Here is a 17,292-nt window from a genome sequence, read left to right on the forward strand (position 1 = left end):
GTCAATCCCGCGCGAGGCTGGGCTTGTTCGGGTGATACGTCCAGCCGGGCACCAGATAGCGCATCGCCATCGCATCGTCGCGTGCGCCGCCGGCCACCTGTTTATACAGTTCGTGCGCCGCTTCGATGCGGTCCATGTCCGGTTCGATGCCGAGGCCCGGCCTGTCCGGCACCGCCACCGCGCCGTGCTCGATGCGCAGCGGATCGCGCGTCAACCGTTCCGCGCCTTCCTGCCAGATCCAGTGCGTGTCGATCGCCGTGATGTCGCCCGGCGCCGCGGCTGCCGCGTGCGTAAACATCGCCAGCGACACGTCGAAGTGGTTGTTCGAATGCGAGCCCCACGTCATGCCCCAGTCGGCGCACAGCTGGGCCAGGCGCACGGAACCCTGCATGGTCCAGAAGTGCGGGTCGGCCAGCGGGATGTCGACGGCGCCCAGCAGGTGCGAATGGCCCATCTGGCGCCAGTCGGTGGCCACCATGTTGGTGGCGGTGCGGATGCCGGTGGCGCGGCGGAATTCGGCCATCGTCTCGCGGCCCGAGTAGCCGTTTTCCGGGCCGCACGGATCTTCCGCATACGCCAGCAGATGTCCCTTGCCCTTGCAGGCGGCGATCGCCTGCTCCAGCGACCAGGCGCCGTTCGGATCGACCGTCACGTTGCCGTGCGGGTGGCGTGCCTTGATGGCGGCTACCGCCAGCAGTTCGTCTTGGGGCGACATCACGCCGCCCTTCAGCTTGAAGTCGCGGAAGCCGTATTTCGCCACGGCCGCATCGGCCAGGTCGGCAACGCTTTCCGGCGTGAGCGCCTCGCGGTGGCGCAGCTGGTACCAGTCGTCGCCCGCCTCTGCCCGCACATAAGGCAGGTCGGTCTTGCCGGCATCGCCGATGTAGAACAGGTAGGCCAGCATCGTCACGCTGTCGCGCTGCTGGCCGTTGCCCAGCAATTCGCAGACGGGCACGCCGAGGTGCTGGCCCAGCAGGTCGAGCAGCGCCGCCTCGACGGCGGTGATGACGTTGTCCAGCCGCAGGTTGATCTCGTGCGGCTGGCGCAGCACCGCCGCTTCCGCCTCGTTGGTGACCTGGTGCTGCATGCCCCCGCGCGCACCGAATGCCGCGCGCAACGCGTTGAGCGTGCGCTGGTAGCGGCCGACGGGCGTGCCGACCACCAGCGGAACGATGCGCTCCAGCGCCTTCAGGATGCCTTCCCCGCCCGGCACCTCGCCCATGCCGGTATTGCCGGCGCTGTCGGTCAGCAGCACGATGTTGCGGGTGAAGTACGGCGCATGCGCACCGCACAGGTTCAGCAGCATGCTGTCGCGCCCGGCAACGGGAATGGCGCGCATGGAAGTGATGACGGGAGTGGTCGAAGTCATGGTCGGGATGGGCATGGAGTTGCGGGAACGGTCAGAAAATGAGAGACAGAAAATCGGGGACAGACCCTGTTTTCCAGGAAACTTTTGCCGATGCAGTACGACAGAAAAATGGGGACGGACCCTGTTTTTCAGGAAACTTTGCCAATGCAGTACGACAGGGCATGGCATCGGCTTCAATTTCCTCAAAAACAGGGTACGTCCCCAGTTTCAGTTTTTATCAAGTATTTGTTTCCTCAAAAACAGGGTACGTCCCCAGTTTTTTGGCAACAGGGTTTGCCCCAATGTTGCGCTGGTTGTGATGCACTAATATATCACGATAGGCCAAAAGGCTGGCGGAGAATTATCCTGCCAAGTATTCCGGATACTGCTCGCGCAGTGCGATCAGCCGCGACAGCGTGCCGCTCAGGTGCCGCCGCACGCATTGTTCGGCGCGGTCGGCGTCGCCCGCCGCGATGGCATCGGCCAGCTCGGCGTGTTCGCCCAGCACCGACTCGGCCTTGCCGTTCAGCTGCATGTGCAGGCGGCGCAGGCGGTCCATGTTGCCGCTGCTGCCGCGCATCAGCCGCCACAGGTCGGGCGCCCCGGCGGCGGCGAACAGGCGTTCGTGGAATGCCTGGTCGGTGTGGATGAATGCTTCCACGTCGCCCCGATCCAGGCACTGCCGCTGGCGGGCGACGAGCGCCTGCAAGCCGTCCGACAGCCCGGCATCGCGTTGCCGCGCCACCGTGCGGGCGATTTCCAGTTCCAGCGCGAGACGCAGGAAATGCGCGTGGCGGGCCGAGTCGATATCGACCGCGCTGACCCGCGTGCCGTGCTGCGGGAAGATGTCGACCAGCCCCTCCTCTTCCAGCTTCAGCAGCGCGTCGCGCACCGGGGTGACGGACACGCCGTAGTAGCGCGCCAGCTCGTTGCGGTCGAGGTTCATGCCCGGCTTGAATGCCAGCGTGACGATCGCGCTGCGCAGGTGCCCGTAGACCTGCCGGGCCGCGCCCTGCGACCTGTCGGGTTCGAACGGTGCGGCCTGGTCGAGCATCGTCACACGCTCCCCGCGTCCGCCGGCCGGCTGTCGTGGGCATCGCGCAAGGCGCGCAGCGCCACGCCGATCAGGTCGCCGGCCGTCAGGCCGCCATGCAATTGCTTCACGTGGCCGTAGGCGATGTTCATCACCAGCGCGCCCAGTTGCAGCACCGGCACGGGCGCCACGCCGTCCGGGAATATCCTCGACAGGTGCGCGCCGACCTGGTGCCATTCGTCGTCGAACATCCGGGTGTGGCGCGCCGCCACCGCCGCATCGGCGCGTGCCAGCCGGGCCATGTCGACCACGAGCAGGCGCAGGTCCGGTTCGTGGCGCATGCCGTCGGCCCACGCACAGGCCGTGGCGATGATCGCATCGGCATCGCCGGCCGCATCCAGGCGCCGGCACAGCTCATCGGCCTGGCCCAGCGCGTAGTAGTCGAACATCGCGAAGAACAGCTCGTCCTTCGAAGCGAAGTTCGAGTACATGGCGCCTTTCGAGTAGCCCGCCTCCTCGGCGATACGGTCGACCGACGCGCCGGCATAGCCTTCGCGTGTGAACACCACGGCGGCCGCGGCCAGCAGGCGTTCGCGCGTGCGGGCACGGCTTTGTTCGCGCGTCAGGCGCGGCGGCCTGGCAACGGGCGCATTGGCGGCGGCAGCGGTGGCGGTAACGGTGGCATCCTGGTCTGTCATGATCCTGTTCTTGAAATGCGTCAGCCTGCCTCGCAGATGACGGTCGGCGTGACGGACATGCCCACCTTCAGCAGCTGCGCGGCGCGCTGGCCGGGATCGATGACGATCTTCACGGGCAGGCGCTGCACCACTTTCGTGAAATTGCCGGTGGCATTGTCCGGCGCGATCGGCGAGAACGACACGCTGCTGGCGGGCGCAAGGCTTTCGACATGGCCGGTCAGCGTGGTACCGGGCAGCATGTCGACCGCAATTGTAACGCGCTGGCCGGCGCGCATCTTCGCCAGCTGCGTTTCGCGGAAGTTCGCTTCGATGTAGGCGTGCTGCAGCGGCACGATGGCAAGCATCGCGCTGCCTGCCTGCGCGTAGGCGCCGACCCGCACCGCACGCTGGCCGACGATGCCGTCCACCGGCGCCTCGATCCGCGTGTACGACAGGTTCAGCTCCGCGGCGGCCACCGCGGCGGTGGCGCGCGCCACCTGGGCGCGGGCCTGCGCCACCTGCGCGCCCAGCACGTCGAGCTGCTGTTTCGCAGCGGCCAGCGCGGCCACGTCGGCCGCATGATTGGCCGCGGCGGCGTCGGTCTGCGATTCGGCCTGCTGGCGGTCCTGCACGGAAGCCGAGCCGTCCGACGCCAGGTCGCGATAGCGCTCCGCGTTGGCCTTGGCATACTTCAGCGTGGCGGCGCCGGCATCGATCGCGGCGGAGGCGCGCCGGATCGTGCTGCCCTGCTGGGCGATGGCGGCGCGCGCGCTGGCGAGGTCCGCTTCGGCCTTGGCCAGCTCGGCGCGCGCGATGTCGACGGCGACCACGAAATCGCGATCGTCGATGCGGGCCAGCAGCTGGCCCTTGCGCACGGCCTGGTGGTCCTCGACCAGTACTTCGGCCACCCTGCCGGCGACCTGGGGCGCGACCAGCGTGAAGTCGGCGGTGACGTAGGCGTCGTCCGTGCTCTGGCGGCTGCCGCCGCCTTCGTCGTGGCTCAATGACCAGGCGCTGCCGGCGGCCAGCGCCGCAAGCAGTACCCCGATCGCGATCTTTGCGGAAGTTGGAAGAGACATGTGATCCTCGAATGAATTGAATTATTGTTTTGGCAGTACCGGCGGCGCGATGTACTGCAGCGACAGCACCAGCGGCACCAGGGCCAGCGCCAGCGCGCCGAGCACCAGGTAGCCGTCGGCGATGGACAGCACGAAGGCCTGGTGCGACACGCGCCCGGCCACGCCGGCCAGCGCTTCCGGCGGCACGGCGCCGGCGCTGCGCCGCATGTTGGCGGCGGCGTCGAGCAGCACGTTGGCATGGGTGGCTTCGCGCACCGCCAGCAGGCGGCCGACCAGCGCGCTGCCCAGCATCGTGCCGAACGCGCGCAGCGTGTTGACGATGCCCGACACCTGCGGCCCTTCCATCGGCTGCACCACGCTGGTGGCCAGGAACAGCAGCGCGATCACGGCCATCGGCTGGCCGAACGCGTGCAGCGCCTGCGCCAGCGCGAATTCGGCCGCCATCCACTGCGGCGTGATGCGCGAGCCGAGCCAGCACGCCGCGGCGATCAGTACCAGGCCCACGGCGAACACGTGGCGGGCGTCGACCCATTTTTTATAGAGCAGCCAGGACACCGCCGGGCCGAGGACGAACTGCGGCAGCCCCACCTGCAGGCCGATGACGGCCAGCTGCGGCGTGCGGAAATGCCAGGCATGGCCCAGGTAATCGGCCGGCAACAGGGAGCCGGACAGCAGCACCACCAGCATGCCGACGAATACCGTGAAGCCCAGGCCAAGGTTGCGGCGATGCAGCAGTTGCAGCTTGACGAAAGGCATCGGGTGAAACCACTCGCAGACCAGGAAGATCGCCAGCAGGGCCGCGCCGCCGCCGAACAGCCAGCACACCAGCACGCTGTTGAACCAGTCCAGCCGCTCGCCCTGCGACAGGCCGATGCCGATCATTACCAGGCCGGCCAGGCCCGTCACCAGGCCGGGCAGGTCGATCTGCCGGAAGCGCTCGAGCCGCACCGGGTCCTGCGGAATGCCCCACCCCACCGCGGCCAGCGAGAACAGTGCCATCGGCACCGTCTGCCAGAACAGCAGGCGCCAGTCGGCCACGCCGTCGGTCCACGTGGCGGACAGCCAGGTCGCCACGTTCGGTGCGAACGTGGCCGTCATGGCATACAAGGCCAGGCCATAGAGCCGGACCGGCGCCGGGAAGAAGCGCAGCGCCGCAGCCATCAGCACGGGAATCAGCAGGCCGCCGGCCAGCCCCTGCAGGCAGCGCAGCACCAGCAGCGTCGCCGCATCCGGCGCCAGCGGCGTGACGAGGCCCAGCACCGTGAAGATGGCCACCACGGCCATGTGGTAGCGGCGAAACGAGAACGTGATCGCGAACCATGCCGAAAACGGCATCGCGGCCAGTTCAAAGGCGCCATACAGGCTGGCGACCCAGCTGCCGTCGTCGATGCCCATGCCGTACACGGCGCGGATATCGCCCAGCGCCAGCGTGCCGATGCGGCTGTTCAGGCCGGACATCATCGCGGCCACGAACACCCCGGTCACGCCGGTCAGCAGGCGCGGGCCGAACGGGTGGATAGCCGGTGCGGATGGGGCCAGCGAGGCGGCCGGCGAGGCGGCCGGCAAGGCCGCCGGCACTGCGGCAGGCGCCGATGCGGTCGGTTGCGCGGCCATCGTCAGTCGATCCGCGTGGAGTTGGCGGCGAGCAGGTGCGCCGCCGACACGGCAGCCTCCCTGGCCTCGGCCAGCGTGGCGCAGATGCCGGAATCGGCCAGCCCGGCATCGTCATAAGTCTGGATTTCCCAGTGCCAGCGGCCGTCGAACTCGTCGGGCCAGACACACAGGCGGCGGTGTTCGACGCTATACAGCGCATCGTCGAGGTCGAGTACCCACAGCGGCAGGTCGGATTCGTCGGATTGGTGCCAATCGCGCATAGGCGGTCGAGAATTGATGAAAGGCATCAATTATACCGACCGGTATCTGGATTTCAAGCAGTATTACACTTATAAAATTCTCTGTGAAGTGCGTAATTCCAGGAAAGTTGCCTGAAAAATGGGGACGGACCCTGTTTTTCAGGCAACTTGCTGAGACGACTTTTTCGATCCGCTGTTATCGGGTATCCAACCAGTCGGCCAGCACTTCGTCGGTATGCTCGCCCAGCATCGGCGGCGGACGGCCGTAGGCGACCGGCGTGGCCGACATGCGGATCGGGTTGGCGACCAGGGGCACGCTGCCGGCCACCGGGTGCGGCATGTCGATGCGCATGCCGCGCGCCTGCACCTGCGGATCGTCGAACACCTTGTCGAGCGTGTTGATCGGGCCGCACGGCACGCCGGCGCCTTCCATCAGCGCCACCCACTCGGCGGTGGGACGGGTGACAGTGACGGCGTGGATGCCGGCGATCAGTTCCGCGCGGTGCCGCACGCGCTGCGGGTTGGTGGCATACCGTTCGTCGGCGCCCCACTCGGCCCGGCCCAGCACGCCGCACAGCTTGCGGAACTGCCCGTCGTTGCCCACGGCGACGATCATGTAGCCGTCCGCAGTGGCGAACTCCTGGTACGGCACGATGTTCGGGTGGGCATTGCCCATGCGCCGCGGCGCGGTGCCGCCGATCAGGTAATTGGCCGCCTGGTTGGCCAGCACGGCCACCTGCACGTCCAGCAGCGCGAGATCGATGTGCTGGCCTTCGCCGCTGCGCTCCCGGTACGCCAGCGCGGCCAGCACGGCGTTCGAAGCGTACAGGCCCGTCATCACGTCCGTCAGCGCCACGCCCACCTTCATCGGGCCGCCGCCAGGCTCGCCATCCGGTCGGCCGGTCAGGCTCATCAGGCCACCCATGCCCTGGATCAGGAAGTCGTAGCCGGCACGCTGCGCATACGGGCCGTCCTGCCCGAAACCGGTAATCGAGCAGTAGATCAGGCGGGGGTTGAGCGCCTTCAGGCTCGCGTAGTCGAGCCCGTACTGTGCCAGGCCGCCGACCTTGAAGTTCTCCAGCACCACGTCGGCCTCTTCCGCCAGCCGGCGCACCACGGCCTGGCCTTCCGGCGTGGCGATGTCGATCGCCACCGAGCGCTTGTTGCGGTTGGCGCTGAGGTAGTAGGCCGCCTCGCCGGTCGGCCTGCCGTCCTCGTCGGGCAACCAGGGCGGCCCCCACGCCCGGGTGTCGTCGCCGCTGCCGGGCCGCTCGACCTTGACGACGTCCGCGCCCAGGTCCGCCAGCAGTTGCCCGGCCCACGGCCCGGCCAGCACGCGCGACAGGTCGAGCACCTTCAGGCCGGCGAGTGCGCCCTTGCCGATTGGGTCCGCCATGGCCGTCAGAACGCCGCGATGCCCGTCATCGCGCGGCCGAGGATCAGCGCGTGGATGTCGTGCGTGCCTTCGTAGGTGTTGACCACTTCCAGGTTGACGAGGTGGCGGGCCACGCCGAATTCGTCGCTGATGCCGTTCCCGCCCATCATGTCGCGCGCCACGCGGGCGATGTCCAGCGCCTTGCCGCAGGAGTTGCGCTTCATGATCGACGTGATCTCGACGGCGGCGCTGCCCTCGTCCTTCATGCGGCCCAGCCGCAGGCAGCCCTGCAGGCCCAGCGTGATCTCGGTCTGCATGTCGGCCAGCTTTTTCTGCACCAGCTGGTTCGCCGCCAGCGGCTTGCCGAACTGCTTGCGGTCCAGTACATACTGGCGCGCGCGGTGCCAGCAATCCTCGGCCGCGCCCAGCGCACCCCAGGCGATGCCGTAGCGGGCGCTGTTCAGGCAGGTGAACGGCCCCTTCAGGCCGCGCACGTCCGGGAAGGCGTTTTCCTCGGGGCAGAACACCTCATCCATCACGATCTCGCCGGTGATCGACGCGCGCAGGCCCACCTTGCCGTGGATCGCCGGCGCCGACAGGCCCTGCCAGCCCTTCTCCAGCACGAAGCCGCGGATCGCGCCTTCGTCGTCCTTGGCCCACACCACGAACACGTCGGCGATCGGGCTGTTGGTGATCCACATCTTGCTGCCGCTGAGCCGGTAACCGCCATCGACCTTTTTCGCCCGGGTGATCATGCTGCCCGGGTCGGAGCCGTGGTTAGGCTCCGTCAGGCCGAAGCAGCCGATCCATTCGCCGCTGGCCAGTTTCGGCAGGTATTTCTGTTTCGTCTCCTCGTTGCCGAATTCGAAGATCGGCACCATCACCAGCGACGACTGCACGCTCATCATCGAGCGGTAGCCGGAATCGACGCGCTCGACTTCGCGGGCCACCACCCCATAGCTGACGTAGTTCAGGCCGGCGCCGCCGTATTCCTCGGGGATCGTCACGCCCAGCAGCCCCAGCTCGCCCATCTCGCGGAAGATCTCGCTGTCGGTTTTTTCGTTGCGGAAGGCTTCCAGCACGCGCGGCGCCAGGCGGTCCTGGCAATAGGCGGCGGCGGAAGCACGCACCATGCGTTCCTCGTCGGTCAGTTGCTGGTCGAGCAGCAGTGGGTCATCCCAATGGAAGGCGGGTTTGTGCTTTGAAGTCATTTCGAACTCGCGAGAAAGGTCAATATGGCCGCAATGTACAATGCGGCCAATTGTGCGGCAAACGTTTTATATGCACTGAACTGTGCGCATAACGCACTTGGAGAATAGCGATGCGCCGAAAAATCCCGTCCACCCTGGCCCTGTCCGCGTTCGAGGCGGCGGCCCGCCACCAGAGCTTCACCAAGGCCGCCGACGAGCTGGCCGTGACGCAGAGCGCCATCTGCCGGCAGATCGGCGCGCTCGAGGAATTCCTCGGCGTGGCCCTGTTCCGCCGCGGCCGGCGCGGCGTGGCGCTCACCGAAGCAGGCCAGGCCTACAGCCGCAAGGTGACGGCCCGGCTCGACGATGTCGAGCGCGACACGCTGGAACTGATGGCCGGTGGCGGCAGCGGGGGCACGCTGGAGCTGGGCGTGGTACCCACGTTCGCGACGAAATGGCTGCTGCCCCGCCTGCCGGGCTTCCTGGCGCTGCATCCCGGCATTACCGTCAACCTCGCGTCGCGCACGCGCCCTTTCCTGTTCGACGAAACGCCGCTGGACGCGGCGATCCACGCCGGTAACGCACTCTGGCCCGGCACCGAGGGCATCGTCCTGATGCATGAAGACCTGGTGGCCGTCTGCAGCCCGGCGCTGCGCGCGGTGGCGGGCGCAGCGCCGGACTGGGCACGCCAGCCGCTACTGCAGATCAGCACGCGTCCCTACAACTGGCGCGACTGGTTCCGCTCGCAGGATCTCGCCGTGGACAAGGACATGGCCGGCCCGCGCTTCGAACTGTTCTCGATGGTCGCGGAAGCGGCGATACAGGGCATGGGCATCGGCCTGGTTCCGCAAATGCTGATTGAAGAGGAACTGGCGCGCGGCACGCTGGTGCTCGTCACGCCGCATGTGCATCGCAGCGACCGGTCATACCGCCTGCTGTACCCGGAGCGCAAGGCGGAACTTGCGCCGCTCGCGGCACTCAGGCAATGGCTGAAGGCCGAGGCCGCACGATACCGGGATGTGCGGGGTTCGGCGCACGCAGGCGCCTAGCAAGTTGCAATAAATATATTTTTGTTGACGGCCACATCGCACGATGCAAATAATGCAATTTTCAACCACAGGAAAATTGCCATGCGCGCATCCGGTCTGTTCGGAGTATCCCTCGTGTCTCTTGCCGCCGTCGTCGCCGCTCCGGCGCACGCCGCCATCGTCACGTACGAGTTCACCGCCACCTTGTCAAGCATCGCGGAAATACCTGGCGGTACGGGCGAGGTCAGTTTTCTCGATTCGAGCAGCATGGCGGGCCCAGCTATCAGCCTGGGCAATACGTGGACAGGATCCTTTTCCTACGACACCGATCTCGTGCTGAGCGCCTGGCAACCATCCCAGCCGGCACAGGGCAGTTACCAGATGTACGAAGGTTTCATGGCATCCACGATCACGGACGCGCACACCGGACTTGCGTTCGGCTCCAGTGCCGATCTGACGTGGCTGAGCGCGATGTCGGTACTGGACTCGCCAGCCGAGGCCGGATCCGACTATGTTTCATTCGATACGTACGCATACGATGGCGGCGGTAATTTTACCGTGGGCAGTTTCTGGTTCCACGACCTGTACGGCAATGCACTGCCGGGCAGCACGCCTCCGGCGTCGCTGGAACTCGCCGACTTCCAGTTTGCGACGGTCACCTTCAGCTTCCTCAGCCCCGGGAATGGAGACTTCATGCGTGCCGAGGCGGACATCACGTCGCTGACACTGGTGACCGCGCCGGTTCCCGAACCCGCCACCTATGCGATGCTCGGCCTCGGCCTGGCCGCGCTGGCGATGACGAGGAAGCTGCGCCGCGCCTGATACGGCAACGCCACGGCGCCCGCGCATGGCGCCTCACGGCCTGTCCATCTCCCCGAAACGCTCCACCAGGAAATCCACGAAGGTCCGGATCCGCGCCGACAGTTGATGCCGGTGCGGATACACCGCATAGATATCCGCATCCGGCGTGCGGTACCCCGGCAGCACCTGCACCAGCCGGCCGCTTTGCAGGTAGCGCTCGATATCCCAGCCCGCGCGCATCAGGATACCGTGCCCGTCCAGCGCCCAGTTCACCGCGATCTCGCCATCGTTCGTCGTCAGGTTGCCGCGCACCTTGACGGCCACCGCATCCCGTTCGCCCTCTTTTCCCGTATGCAGCCGCCACACGCCATATGCCTCGTCGCCCTGCCGGATCGCGATGCAGTTGTGGCGCGCCAGGTCGGCCGGTGTCTTCGGTTCGCCGGCCCGCGCCAGGTATTTCGGCGCGGCGCACAACAGCCGGCGGTTGGCCGCCAGGCGCCGCGCGATCACGCGCGCATCGCCCGGCGCACCGAAACGGATGCACACGTCGAACTGGTCGTCGGCCAGCGGCGGCGGATCGACCGACAATTGCAGCTGCACGTCCACTTCCGGGTAGCGCAGCACGTACTGCGAAATCGCCGGGGCGATGTGCAGCCGGCCAAATCCCAGCGTCGCATTCACCCGCAACTGCCCTTTCGGCGTGCCTTTCGACTTCGTCAGCATCTGTTCCAGGTCCGCCAGCTCCTGCAGGATGCGCTGCGCATGCTCGAACAGCACTTCTCCCTCGGCAGTCAGGCTCATGCGCCGCGTCGTGCGGTTCACCAGCGGCACGCCGATGCGCCCCTCCAGCAGCGCCAGGCGCTTGCTGACGGCCGACGTGGTGATGCCCAGCTCGCGCGCCGCGCCGCCCAGGCTGCCGATGGTGGCCAGCGTGACGACGAAGGCCAGTTCCGCAGGTTGCAGGTTTGCGTTCATTGTTGATACCCAGGTTAACAACGGATTGAGTTTAGCGGCCATTTGCACGCCGGTCCACCCGCTACAGTCATCCCACTTTCATTCAACCAGGGAGACACCATGAAGACCTACCAGATCGCGACCATTCCAGGCGACGGCATCGGCAAGGAAGTAGTACCGGCCGGCCGCGACGTCCTCGCGGCGCTGGCCGCCGGCAGCACCACGTTCACGTTCGAGTTCGAGGATTTCGACTGGGGCGGCGACTATTACCGCGAACATGGCGTGATGATGCCGGCCGATGGCCTGGACGCGCTGCGGGGCAAGGATGCCATCCTGTTCGGTTCCGCCGGCGATCCGGACATTCCCGACCACGTCACGCTGTGGGGCCTGCGCCTGAAGATCTGCCAGGGCTTCGACCAGTATGCCAACGTGCGGCCGACGCGCATCCTGCCCGGCATCGACGCACCGCTCAAGCGCTGCGCCCCCGAAGACCTGAACTGGGTGATCGTGCGGGAAAATTCGGAAGGCGAATACTCGGGCGTGGGCGGCCGCGTGCACCAGGGCCACCCGATCGAGGCGGCAACCGACGTGTCGATGATGACCCGCGTGGGCGTCGAACGCATCCTGCGCTTCGCCTTCAAGCTGGCGCAGTCGCGCCCCCGCAAGCTGCTCACGGTGATCACCAAGAGCAACGCGCAGCGCCACGCGATGGTGATGTGGGACGAGATCGCGCTGCAGGTATCGCAGGAATTCCCGGACGTGAAATGGGACAAGGAACTGGTCGACGCCGCGACCGCGCGCATGGTCAACCGCCCCGCCACGCTGGACACCGTCGTGGCCACCAACCTGCACGCCGACATCCTGTCCGACCTGGCCGCCGCGCTGGCCGGCAGCCTGGGCATCGCCCCCACCGGCAACATCGATCCGGAGCGCCGCTACCCGTCGATGTTCGAACCGATCCACGGTTCCGCGTTCGACATCATGGGCAAGGGCCTGGCGAACCCGGTCGGCACGTTCTGGTCGGTCGTCATGCTGCTCGAACACCTGGGCGAGCATGAAGCGGCGGCCCGCGTGATGGCGGCGATCGAGCACGTCACCGCGAACCGGGCGCTGCACACGGGCGACCTGGGCGGCAAGGCCACCACCGCCGACGTGACGCGCGCCGTGTGCGACTTCCTGGCGCGGGGAGAGGACCGCAAGGCGGCCTGATCGTCCGGCATCGCGTTCCCCCCGTTCCGACCAGCCGCCAAGAGCCAGGCGGGACGGGTGCAGCAGTACCCTCAACGGGCCCCTCACCGGGACCATATGGAGACAACCATGTCAAAACGATTCTTTGGAAAGCTGTATGTGCAGGTGCTGATCGGCGTGCTCGCCGGCGGCATCCTCGGCGTCCTTTACCCGCATTTCGCGGCCGACCTGAAACCGCTGGGCGATGCTTTCATCCGCCTGATCAAGATGGTGTTCGCGCCGGTCATCTTCGCGATGGTGGTGCTGGGCATCGCGAAGATGGACAGCATGAAGGAGCTGGGCCGCGTCGGCTCGCGCGCGCTGATCTACTTCGAGGTGATGTCGACATTCGCGCTGGGCCTGGGCCTGGTGGTCGTCAACCTGGCCAGGCCCGGCGTGGGCATGAACGTCGACGTTGCCACGCTCGACACCGCCGGCATCAGGAACTACACCGCCGCCGCCGGCCACTCCGGCGGCTTCGTCGATTTCCTGCTGCACATGATCCCCACCAGCGTGGTCGAGGCGCTGGCAAAGAACGACATCCTGCAGATCCTCGTGTTCGCCACGATGTTCGGCATCGCGCTGTCGCACATGGGGCGCCGTGCCAAGCCGGTGGTCGATTTCCTGGAAGCGTTCAGCAACAGCATGTTCATCGTGGTCGGCATGATCATGCGCGTGGCGCCGCTGGCCGCCTTCGGCGCGATCGGCTTCACGGTCGGCAAGTACGGCCTGGGTTCGCTGGTGTCGCTGGGCTACCTGATGGCCTGCATGTATCTCACCTGCTTCGTGTTCGTGGTGGCGGTGCTGGGCATGGTCGCGCGCATTGCCGGCTTCAGCCTGTGGAAATTCCTGCGCTATATCAAGGACGAGATCTTCACCGTGCTGGGCACCAGTTCGTCCGAATCGGTGGTGCCGCAGCTGATGCGCAAGCTGGAGCACGTGGGCGTGTCGAAGCCGGTCGTCGGCCTGGTGATTCCGTCCGGCGTCACGTTCAACCCGGACGGCCAGTGCATCTACTACACGATGGCGGCGATCTTCATCGCCCAGGCCACGAATACCCCGTTGACACTCACCGACCAGCTGGTGGTGCTGGCCGTGCTGATGGTGACGTCGAAGGGCTCGGCCGGCGTAACCGGTTCCGGCTTCATCACGCTGGCCGCCACGCTGGCCTCGATGGGCAAGATCCCGGTCGAGGGCATGGTGCTGCTGCTGGGCGTCGACCGCTTCATGTCCGAGGCGCGCGCCATCACCAACACGATCGGCAACGCGGTGGGCACGATGGCGATCGCCCAGTGGGTCGGCGCGCTGGACCGCAAGCAGATGCACCGCGTGCTGGACGGCCAGTCGTCGGCCGAAGAGCTGCAGGCACTGTACTCCCCGGAGGACGGGGATGATGGCAAGACCGCGCCGGAGCTGGCGCAGGTGATCCAGGTCGGCAAGGTCTCCGCATGACATATAGTATCGGCCTATCGGGCAAGCATGGAGGTACAACGATGAACGACACCGAGGCACACGCGCTGCTGCGGCGCATGCTCGACGCGGCGATCGCCGCGTCGCAGCCGGCCCTGTGCATCCCCGGCCTGCTGCCGCGGCCGGAAGAAGTGGCCAACGGACGCCTGATCGTGATCGGCGCCGGCAAGGCGTCGGCCGAGATGGCGCGCGCCGTCGAGCGCAACTGGAGCGGGCCGCTGGCGGGCCTGGTCGTCACCCGCTACGGCTACGCGGTGCCGTGCGAGCGCATCGAGATCGTCGAGGCGGCGCACCCGGTGCCCGACGCCGCCGGCCACGCCGCCGCGCAGCGCATGCTGGAACTGGTGCAGGGCCTGTCCGAGGACGACACGGTACTGTGCCTGGTCTCGGGCGGCGGTTCCTCGCTGCTGCCGCTGCCTTTGGCCGGCATCACGCTGGAAGACAAGCAGCGCGTCAACGCCGCGCTGCTGACATCCGGTGCGACGATCGGCGAGATGAACTGCGTGCGGCGCCACCTTTCGGCCATCAAGGGCGGGCGGCTGGGCGCGGCCTGCCATCCGGCGAAAGTCGTGACGCTGCTGATCTCCGACGTGCCCGGCGACGATCCGCGCGACATCGCGTCCGGCCCCACGGTGGCCGACCCAAGCACCCGCGACGATGCGCTGGCCATCGTGCGCCGCTACGGCATCGACTTGCCGCAGCGCGTGCTCGACGTATTGCGCAGTGGCAGCGGCGAATCCGTCAAACCCGGCGACCCGCGGCTGGCCTGTTCGGAAGTGCGGATGATCGCCACGCCGCAGATGGCGCTGGAAGCGGCGGCCCGCGTGGCGCTCGACGCCGGCATCGCACCATACATCCTCGGCGACAGCCTGGAGGGCGAAGCGCGTGACGTCGGCAAGGTACTGGCCGGGATCGCGCTGCAGGCGGCGCGGCGCGGCCAGCCGTTCGCGGCGCCATGCGTGCTGCTGTCCGGCGGCGAGACCACGGTCACGGTGCGCGGCAATGGCCGCGGCGGGCGCAATGTCGAGTTCCTGCTGTCCTGCGCGCTGGCACTGGGCGGCGAGCCCGGCGTCTACGGGCTGGCGGCCGATACCGACGGCGTCGACGGGCAGGAGGAAATCGCCGGGGCGATCATCACGCCGGACACGCTGGAGCGCGCCTGGGCCGCCGGCTTGCGTCCGCACGACAGCCTGGACGACAATGACGGCCACGGCTTCTTCGGGGCGCTGGGCGACAGCGTCGTCACCGGCCCCACGCTGACCAACGTCAACGATTTTCGCGCGCTGCTCGTGTTACCGCGGCGCGCCACCTGATACGGGAATCCCATGCACCGCAAACGCAATGCAAAAATCGTCGCCACCCTCGGCCCCGCCAGTTCCGATCCGGACACCATCCGCGCGCTGTTCGACGCCGGCGCGGACGTGTTCCGCCTGAACTTCAGCCACGGCAGCCATGCCGACCACCGCCAGCGCCTCGAGACGATCCGCGCCATCGAAGCGGAAACCGGCCGCCCGGTCGGCGTGCTGCTCGACCTGCAGGGTCCCAAGCTGCGGCTCGGCACGTTTACGGATGGCGCGGCCACGCTGGCCGCCGGCGACGCCTTCCGCCTCGACCTGGACCGCGAGGTGCCCGGCGACCGGCATCGCGCGCCGCTGCCCCACCCCGAAATCTTCGCGGCGCTGGTGCCGGGCACCGACCTGCTGGTCGACGATGGCCGGATCCGGCTGCATGTCGAAGCCTGCGGGCCGGCGTTCGCCGCCACGCGCGTCGTCACCGGCGGGCGCATCTCCGACCGCAAGGGCGTCAACGTGCCAGGCGTGGTGCTGCCGCTGTCGGCGCTGACGGAAAAGGACCGGCAGGACCTGGAATTCGGCCTGAAGCTGGGCATCGACTGGGTGGCGCTGTCGTTCGTCCAGCGGCCCGAGGACATCGCCGAGATCAGGGAGCTCGTCGCGGGCCGCGCCGCCATCATGGCCAAGCTGGAAAAGCCGGCGGCGATCCACAGCCTCGATGCCATCGTGGCCGAGGCCGACGCGATCATGGTCGCGCGCGGCGACCTGGGCGTGGAAATGCCGCCGGAACAGGTGCCGGCGATCCAGAAGCGCATCGTGCGCGCCTGCAGGAAGGTCGGCAAGCCGGTGATCGTGGCCACGCAGATGCTCGAATCGATGGTGGCGGCGCCGGTGCCGACGCGCGCCGAGGCATCCGACGTCGCCACGGCGATCTACGACGGGGCGGACGCGGTGATGCTGTCGGCCGAATCGGCGTCCGGCCAGTACCCGCGCGACGCGGTGCGCATCATGAATTCGATCATCGCGCAGACCGAGGCCGATCCCTACTACCGCGAGGAACTGGCGATCGCCGGCGGCGCTGCGGCCACGCTGGCGTCGGACGGCATCGGCGTTGCCGTGCGCAGCGTGACCGAGGCGCTGCATGTGGCGGCCGTCGTCGCCTATACCTGCTCCGGCTACTCCGCGCTGCGCATGGCACGCGAACGGCCGCGTGCGCCGATCGTCGGCATGACGCCATCGGTCGAGACGGCGCGGCGCCTGGCACTGGCCTGGGGTGTGCACCCCGTGCTGTGCCCGGCGGTGGCGGACGTGGCCGAGATGAGCGACCAGGCCTGCGCGATGGCGCTGAGCGAGGACATCGCCCGGCCGGGCGACACCATCGTCATCTCGGCGGGCATGCCGTTCGGAACGCCGGGGACCACGAACCTGCTGCGCATCGCGCAGGTGGGTTGAGCAGCCGCGCGCGCAAACCGGTCCGGCTCGCCAAGCCCCGCTCATCCACCGGGCGCCAGCGGGCCCGGATACGCTTCGCCGATATGGATGGTTCCTGCCGCGCGCGCCGCGGCCAGCTCCGCCTGGACCTGTGCCCGTGTGAGCTGGTTCGCTGCCGGTGCGGCCGGGAGCAAGTGGACCGGCCCGGGATAGGCCTCGCCCTCGTACAGCGCTCCGGCGGCGCGGGCGGCTGCCAGCTGGGCACGTACCTCGGCCCGCGTCAGCGTCGACGGAGTGTCGAATACCAGCGCCTGGTAACCCTCGCCGCCGCTGCCCAGCGTGCCGGCGGCCCGCGCCGCCAGCACTTCGGCGCGTACCTGTTCGCGTGTCAGGGATTGCGACGGCGACTGCGCGTTGGCGACGCCGGCGGTGGCCAGCAGGATGGCGAAGATCGTGGTGGTGGTGGTTTTCATGTCGTGCTCCGTTCAAGTGGGTGTAGGAGCATTACAACCGGCGCACGTGTATGGCTTATGT

At 67.8% G+C, this 17,292-nt stretch carries 16 protein-coding genes; 6 read left to right on the forward strand and 10 right to left on the reverse strand.

Annotation, left to right across the window (positions count from 1 at the left end; genetic code table 11):
• Nucleotide 1 precedes the first annotated feature (1 nt).
• From ACY34H_RS02885 to ACY34H_RS02920, 8 genes are all read right to left on the reverse strand, one after another.
• Nucleotides 2-1,369 carry an enolase C-terminal domain-like protein gene (locus ACY34H_RS02885; RefSeq protein WP_464975975.1) on the reverse strand — a complete coding sequence of 456 codons (1,368 nt, stop codon included), beginning with the start codon at nt 1,367-1,369 and terminating at the stop codon, nt 2-4.
• Nucleotides 1,370-1,709: 340 nt separating this feature from the next.
• Entirely contained in the window at nt 1,710-2,402 is a 693-nt protein-coding gene (locus tag ACY34H_RS02890; RefSeq protein WP_464975976.1) for a GntR family transcriptional regulator, read from the reverse strand.
• 2 nt (nt 2,403-2,404) lie between these two features.
• Nucleotides 2,405-3,079, reverse strand: coding sequence for a TetR/AcrR family transcriptional regulator (locus ACY34H_RS02895; RefSeq protein ID WP_464975977.1), 675 nt, complete (start codon nt 3,077-3,079; stop codon nt 2,405-2,407).
• A 20-nt stretch (nt 3,080-3,099) separates the two neighbouring features.
• Nucleotides 3,100-4,137: an HlyD family secretion protein gene (locus ACY34H_RS02900; protein WP_464975978.1), complete on the reverse strand. Its 1,038-nt coding sequence runs from the start codon at nt 4,135-4,137 to the stop codon at nt 3,100-3,102.
• Between the two features lie 21 nt (nt 4,138-4,158).
• Nucleotides 4,159-5,751: an MFS transporter gene (locus ACY34H_RS02905; protein WP_464975979.1), complete on the reverse strand. Its 1,593-nt coding sequence runs from the start codon at nt 5,749-5,751 to the stop codon at nt 4,159-4,161.
• 2 nt (nt 5,752-5,753) lie between these two features.
• Entirely contained in the window at nt 5,754-6,011 is a 258-nt protein-coding gene (locus tag ACY34H_RS02910; RefSeq protein WP_464975980.1) for a hypothetical protein, read from the reverse strand.
• A gap of 175 nt (nt 6,012-6,186) precedes the next feature.
• Nucleotides 6,187-7,386, reverse strand: coding sequence for a CaiB/BaiF CoA transferase family protein (locus ACY34H_RS02915; RefSeq protein WP_464975981.1), 1,200 nt, complete (start codon nt 7,384-7,386; stop codon nt 6,187-6,189).
• Nucleotides 7,387-7,391: 5 nt separating this feature from the next.
• Nucleotides 7,392-8,576 (reverse strand): acyl-CoA dehydrogenase, encoded by a 1,185-nt coding sequence (locus ACY34H_RS02920; protein WP_464975982.1) that lies wholly within the window; start codon nt 8,574-8,576, stop codon nt 7,392-7,394.
• A 110-nt stretch (nt 8,577-8,686) separates the two neighbouring features.
• On the opposite strand from ACY34H_RS02920, the gene ACY34H_RS02925 reads away from it, so the two are divergent.
• Both ACY34H_RS02925 and ACY34H_RS02930 read left to right on the forward strand, forming a co-directional pair.
• Entirely contained in the window at nt 8,687-9,604 is a 918-nt protein-coding gene (locus ACY34H_RS02925; protein WP_464975983.1) for a LysR family transcriptional regulator, read from the forward strand.
• 81 nt (nt 9,605-9,685) lie between these two features.
• Nucleotides 9,686-10,405, forward strand: a complete 720-nt coding sequence (locus ACY34H_RS02930; protein WP_464975984.1) for a PEP-CTERM sorting domain-containing protein — start codon at nt 9,686-9,688, stop codon at nt 10,403-10,405.
• A 33-nt stretch (nt 10,406-10,438) separates the two neighbouring features.
• On the opposite strand, the gene ACY34H_RS02935 is transcribed toward ACY34H_RS02930, so the two are convergent.
• Nucleotides 10,439-11,359: a LysR family transcriptional regulator gene (locus tag ACY34H_RS02935; RefSeq protein ID WP_464975985.1), complete on the reverse strand. Its 921-nt coding sequence runs from the start codon at nt 11,357-11,359 to the stop codon at nt 10,439-10,441.
• A gap of 99 nt (nt 11,360-11,458) precedes the next feature.
• On the opposite strand from ACY34H_RS02935, the gene ACY34H_RS02940 reads away from it, so the two are divergent.
• The 4 genes from ACY34H_RS02940 to pyk all read left to right on the forward strand — a co-directional run bounded on the left by ACY34H_RS02940 (nt 11,459) and on the right by pyk (nt 16,779).
• On the forward strand, nt 11,459-12,547 hold the full coding sequence (locus tag ACY34H_RS02940) for a tartrate dehydrogenase (protein ID WP_464975986.1): 1,089 nt from the start codon (nt 11,459-11,461) through the stop codon (nt 12,545-12,547).
• A gap of 108 nt (nt 12,548-12,655) precedes the next feature.
• Nucleotides 12,656-14,017 (forward strand): dicarboxylate/amino acid:cation symporter, encoded by a 1,362-nt coding sequence (locus ACY34H_RS02945; protein WP_464975987.1) that lies wholly within the window; start codon nt 12,656-12,658, stop codon nt 14,015-14,017.
• 41 nt (nt 14,018-14,058) lie between these two features.
• On the forward strand, nt 14,059-15,348 hold the full coding sequence (locus tag ACY34H_RS02950) for a glycerate kinase type-2 family protein (protein WP_464975988.1): 1,290 nt from the start codon (nt 14,059-14,061) through the stop codon (nt 15,346-15,348).
• A 12-nt stretch (nt 15,349-15,360) separates the two neighbouring features.
• Nucleotides 15,361-16,779: a pyruvate kinase gene (gene pyk, locus ACY34H_RS02955; protein ID WP_464975989.1), complete on the forward strand. Its 1,419-nt coding sequence runs from the start codon at nt 15,361-15,363 to the stop codon at nt 16,777-16,779.
• A gap of 41 nt (nt 16,780-16,820) precedes the next feature.
• Here the strand turns inward: pyk and ACY34H_RS02960 are convergent, their stop codons facing one another.
• Nucleotides 16,821-17,231 carry a DUF4148 domain-containing protein gene (locus ACY34H_RS02960; protein WP_464975990.1) on the reverse strand — a complete coding sequence of 137 codons (411 nt, stop codon included), beginning with the start codon at nt 17,229-17,231 and terminating at the stop codon, nt 16,821-16,823.
• Nucleotides 17,232-17,292: the final 61 nt, after the last annotated feature.

The sequence above is a fragment of the Pseudoduganella sp. jia 9 genome (assembly GCF_055502615.1).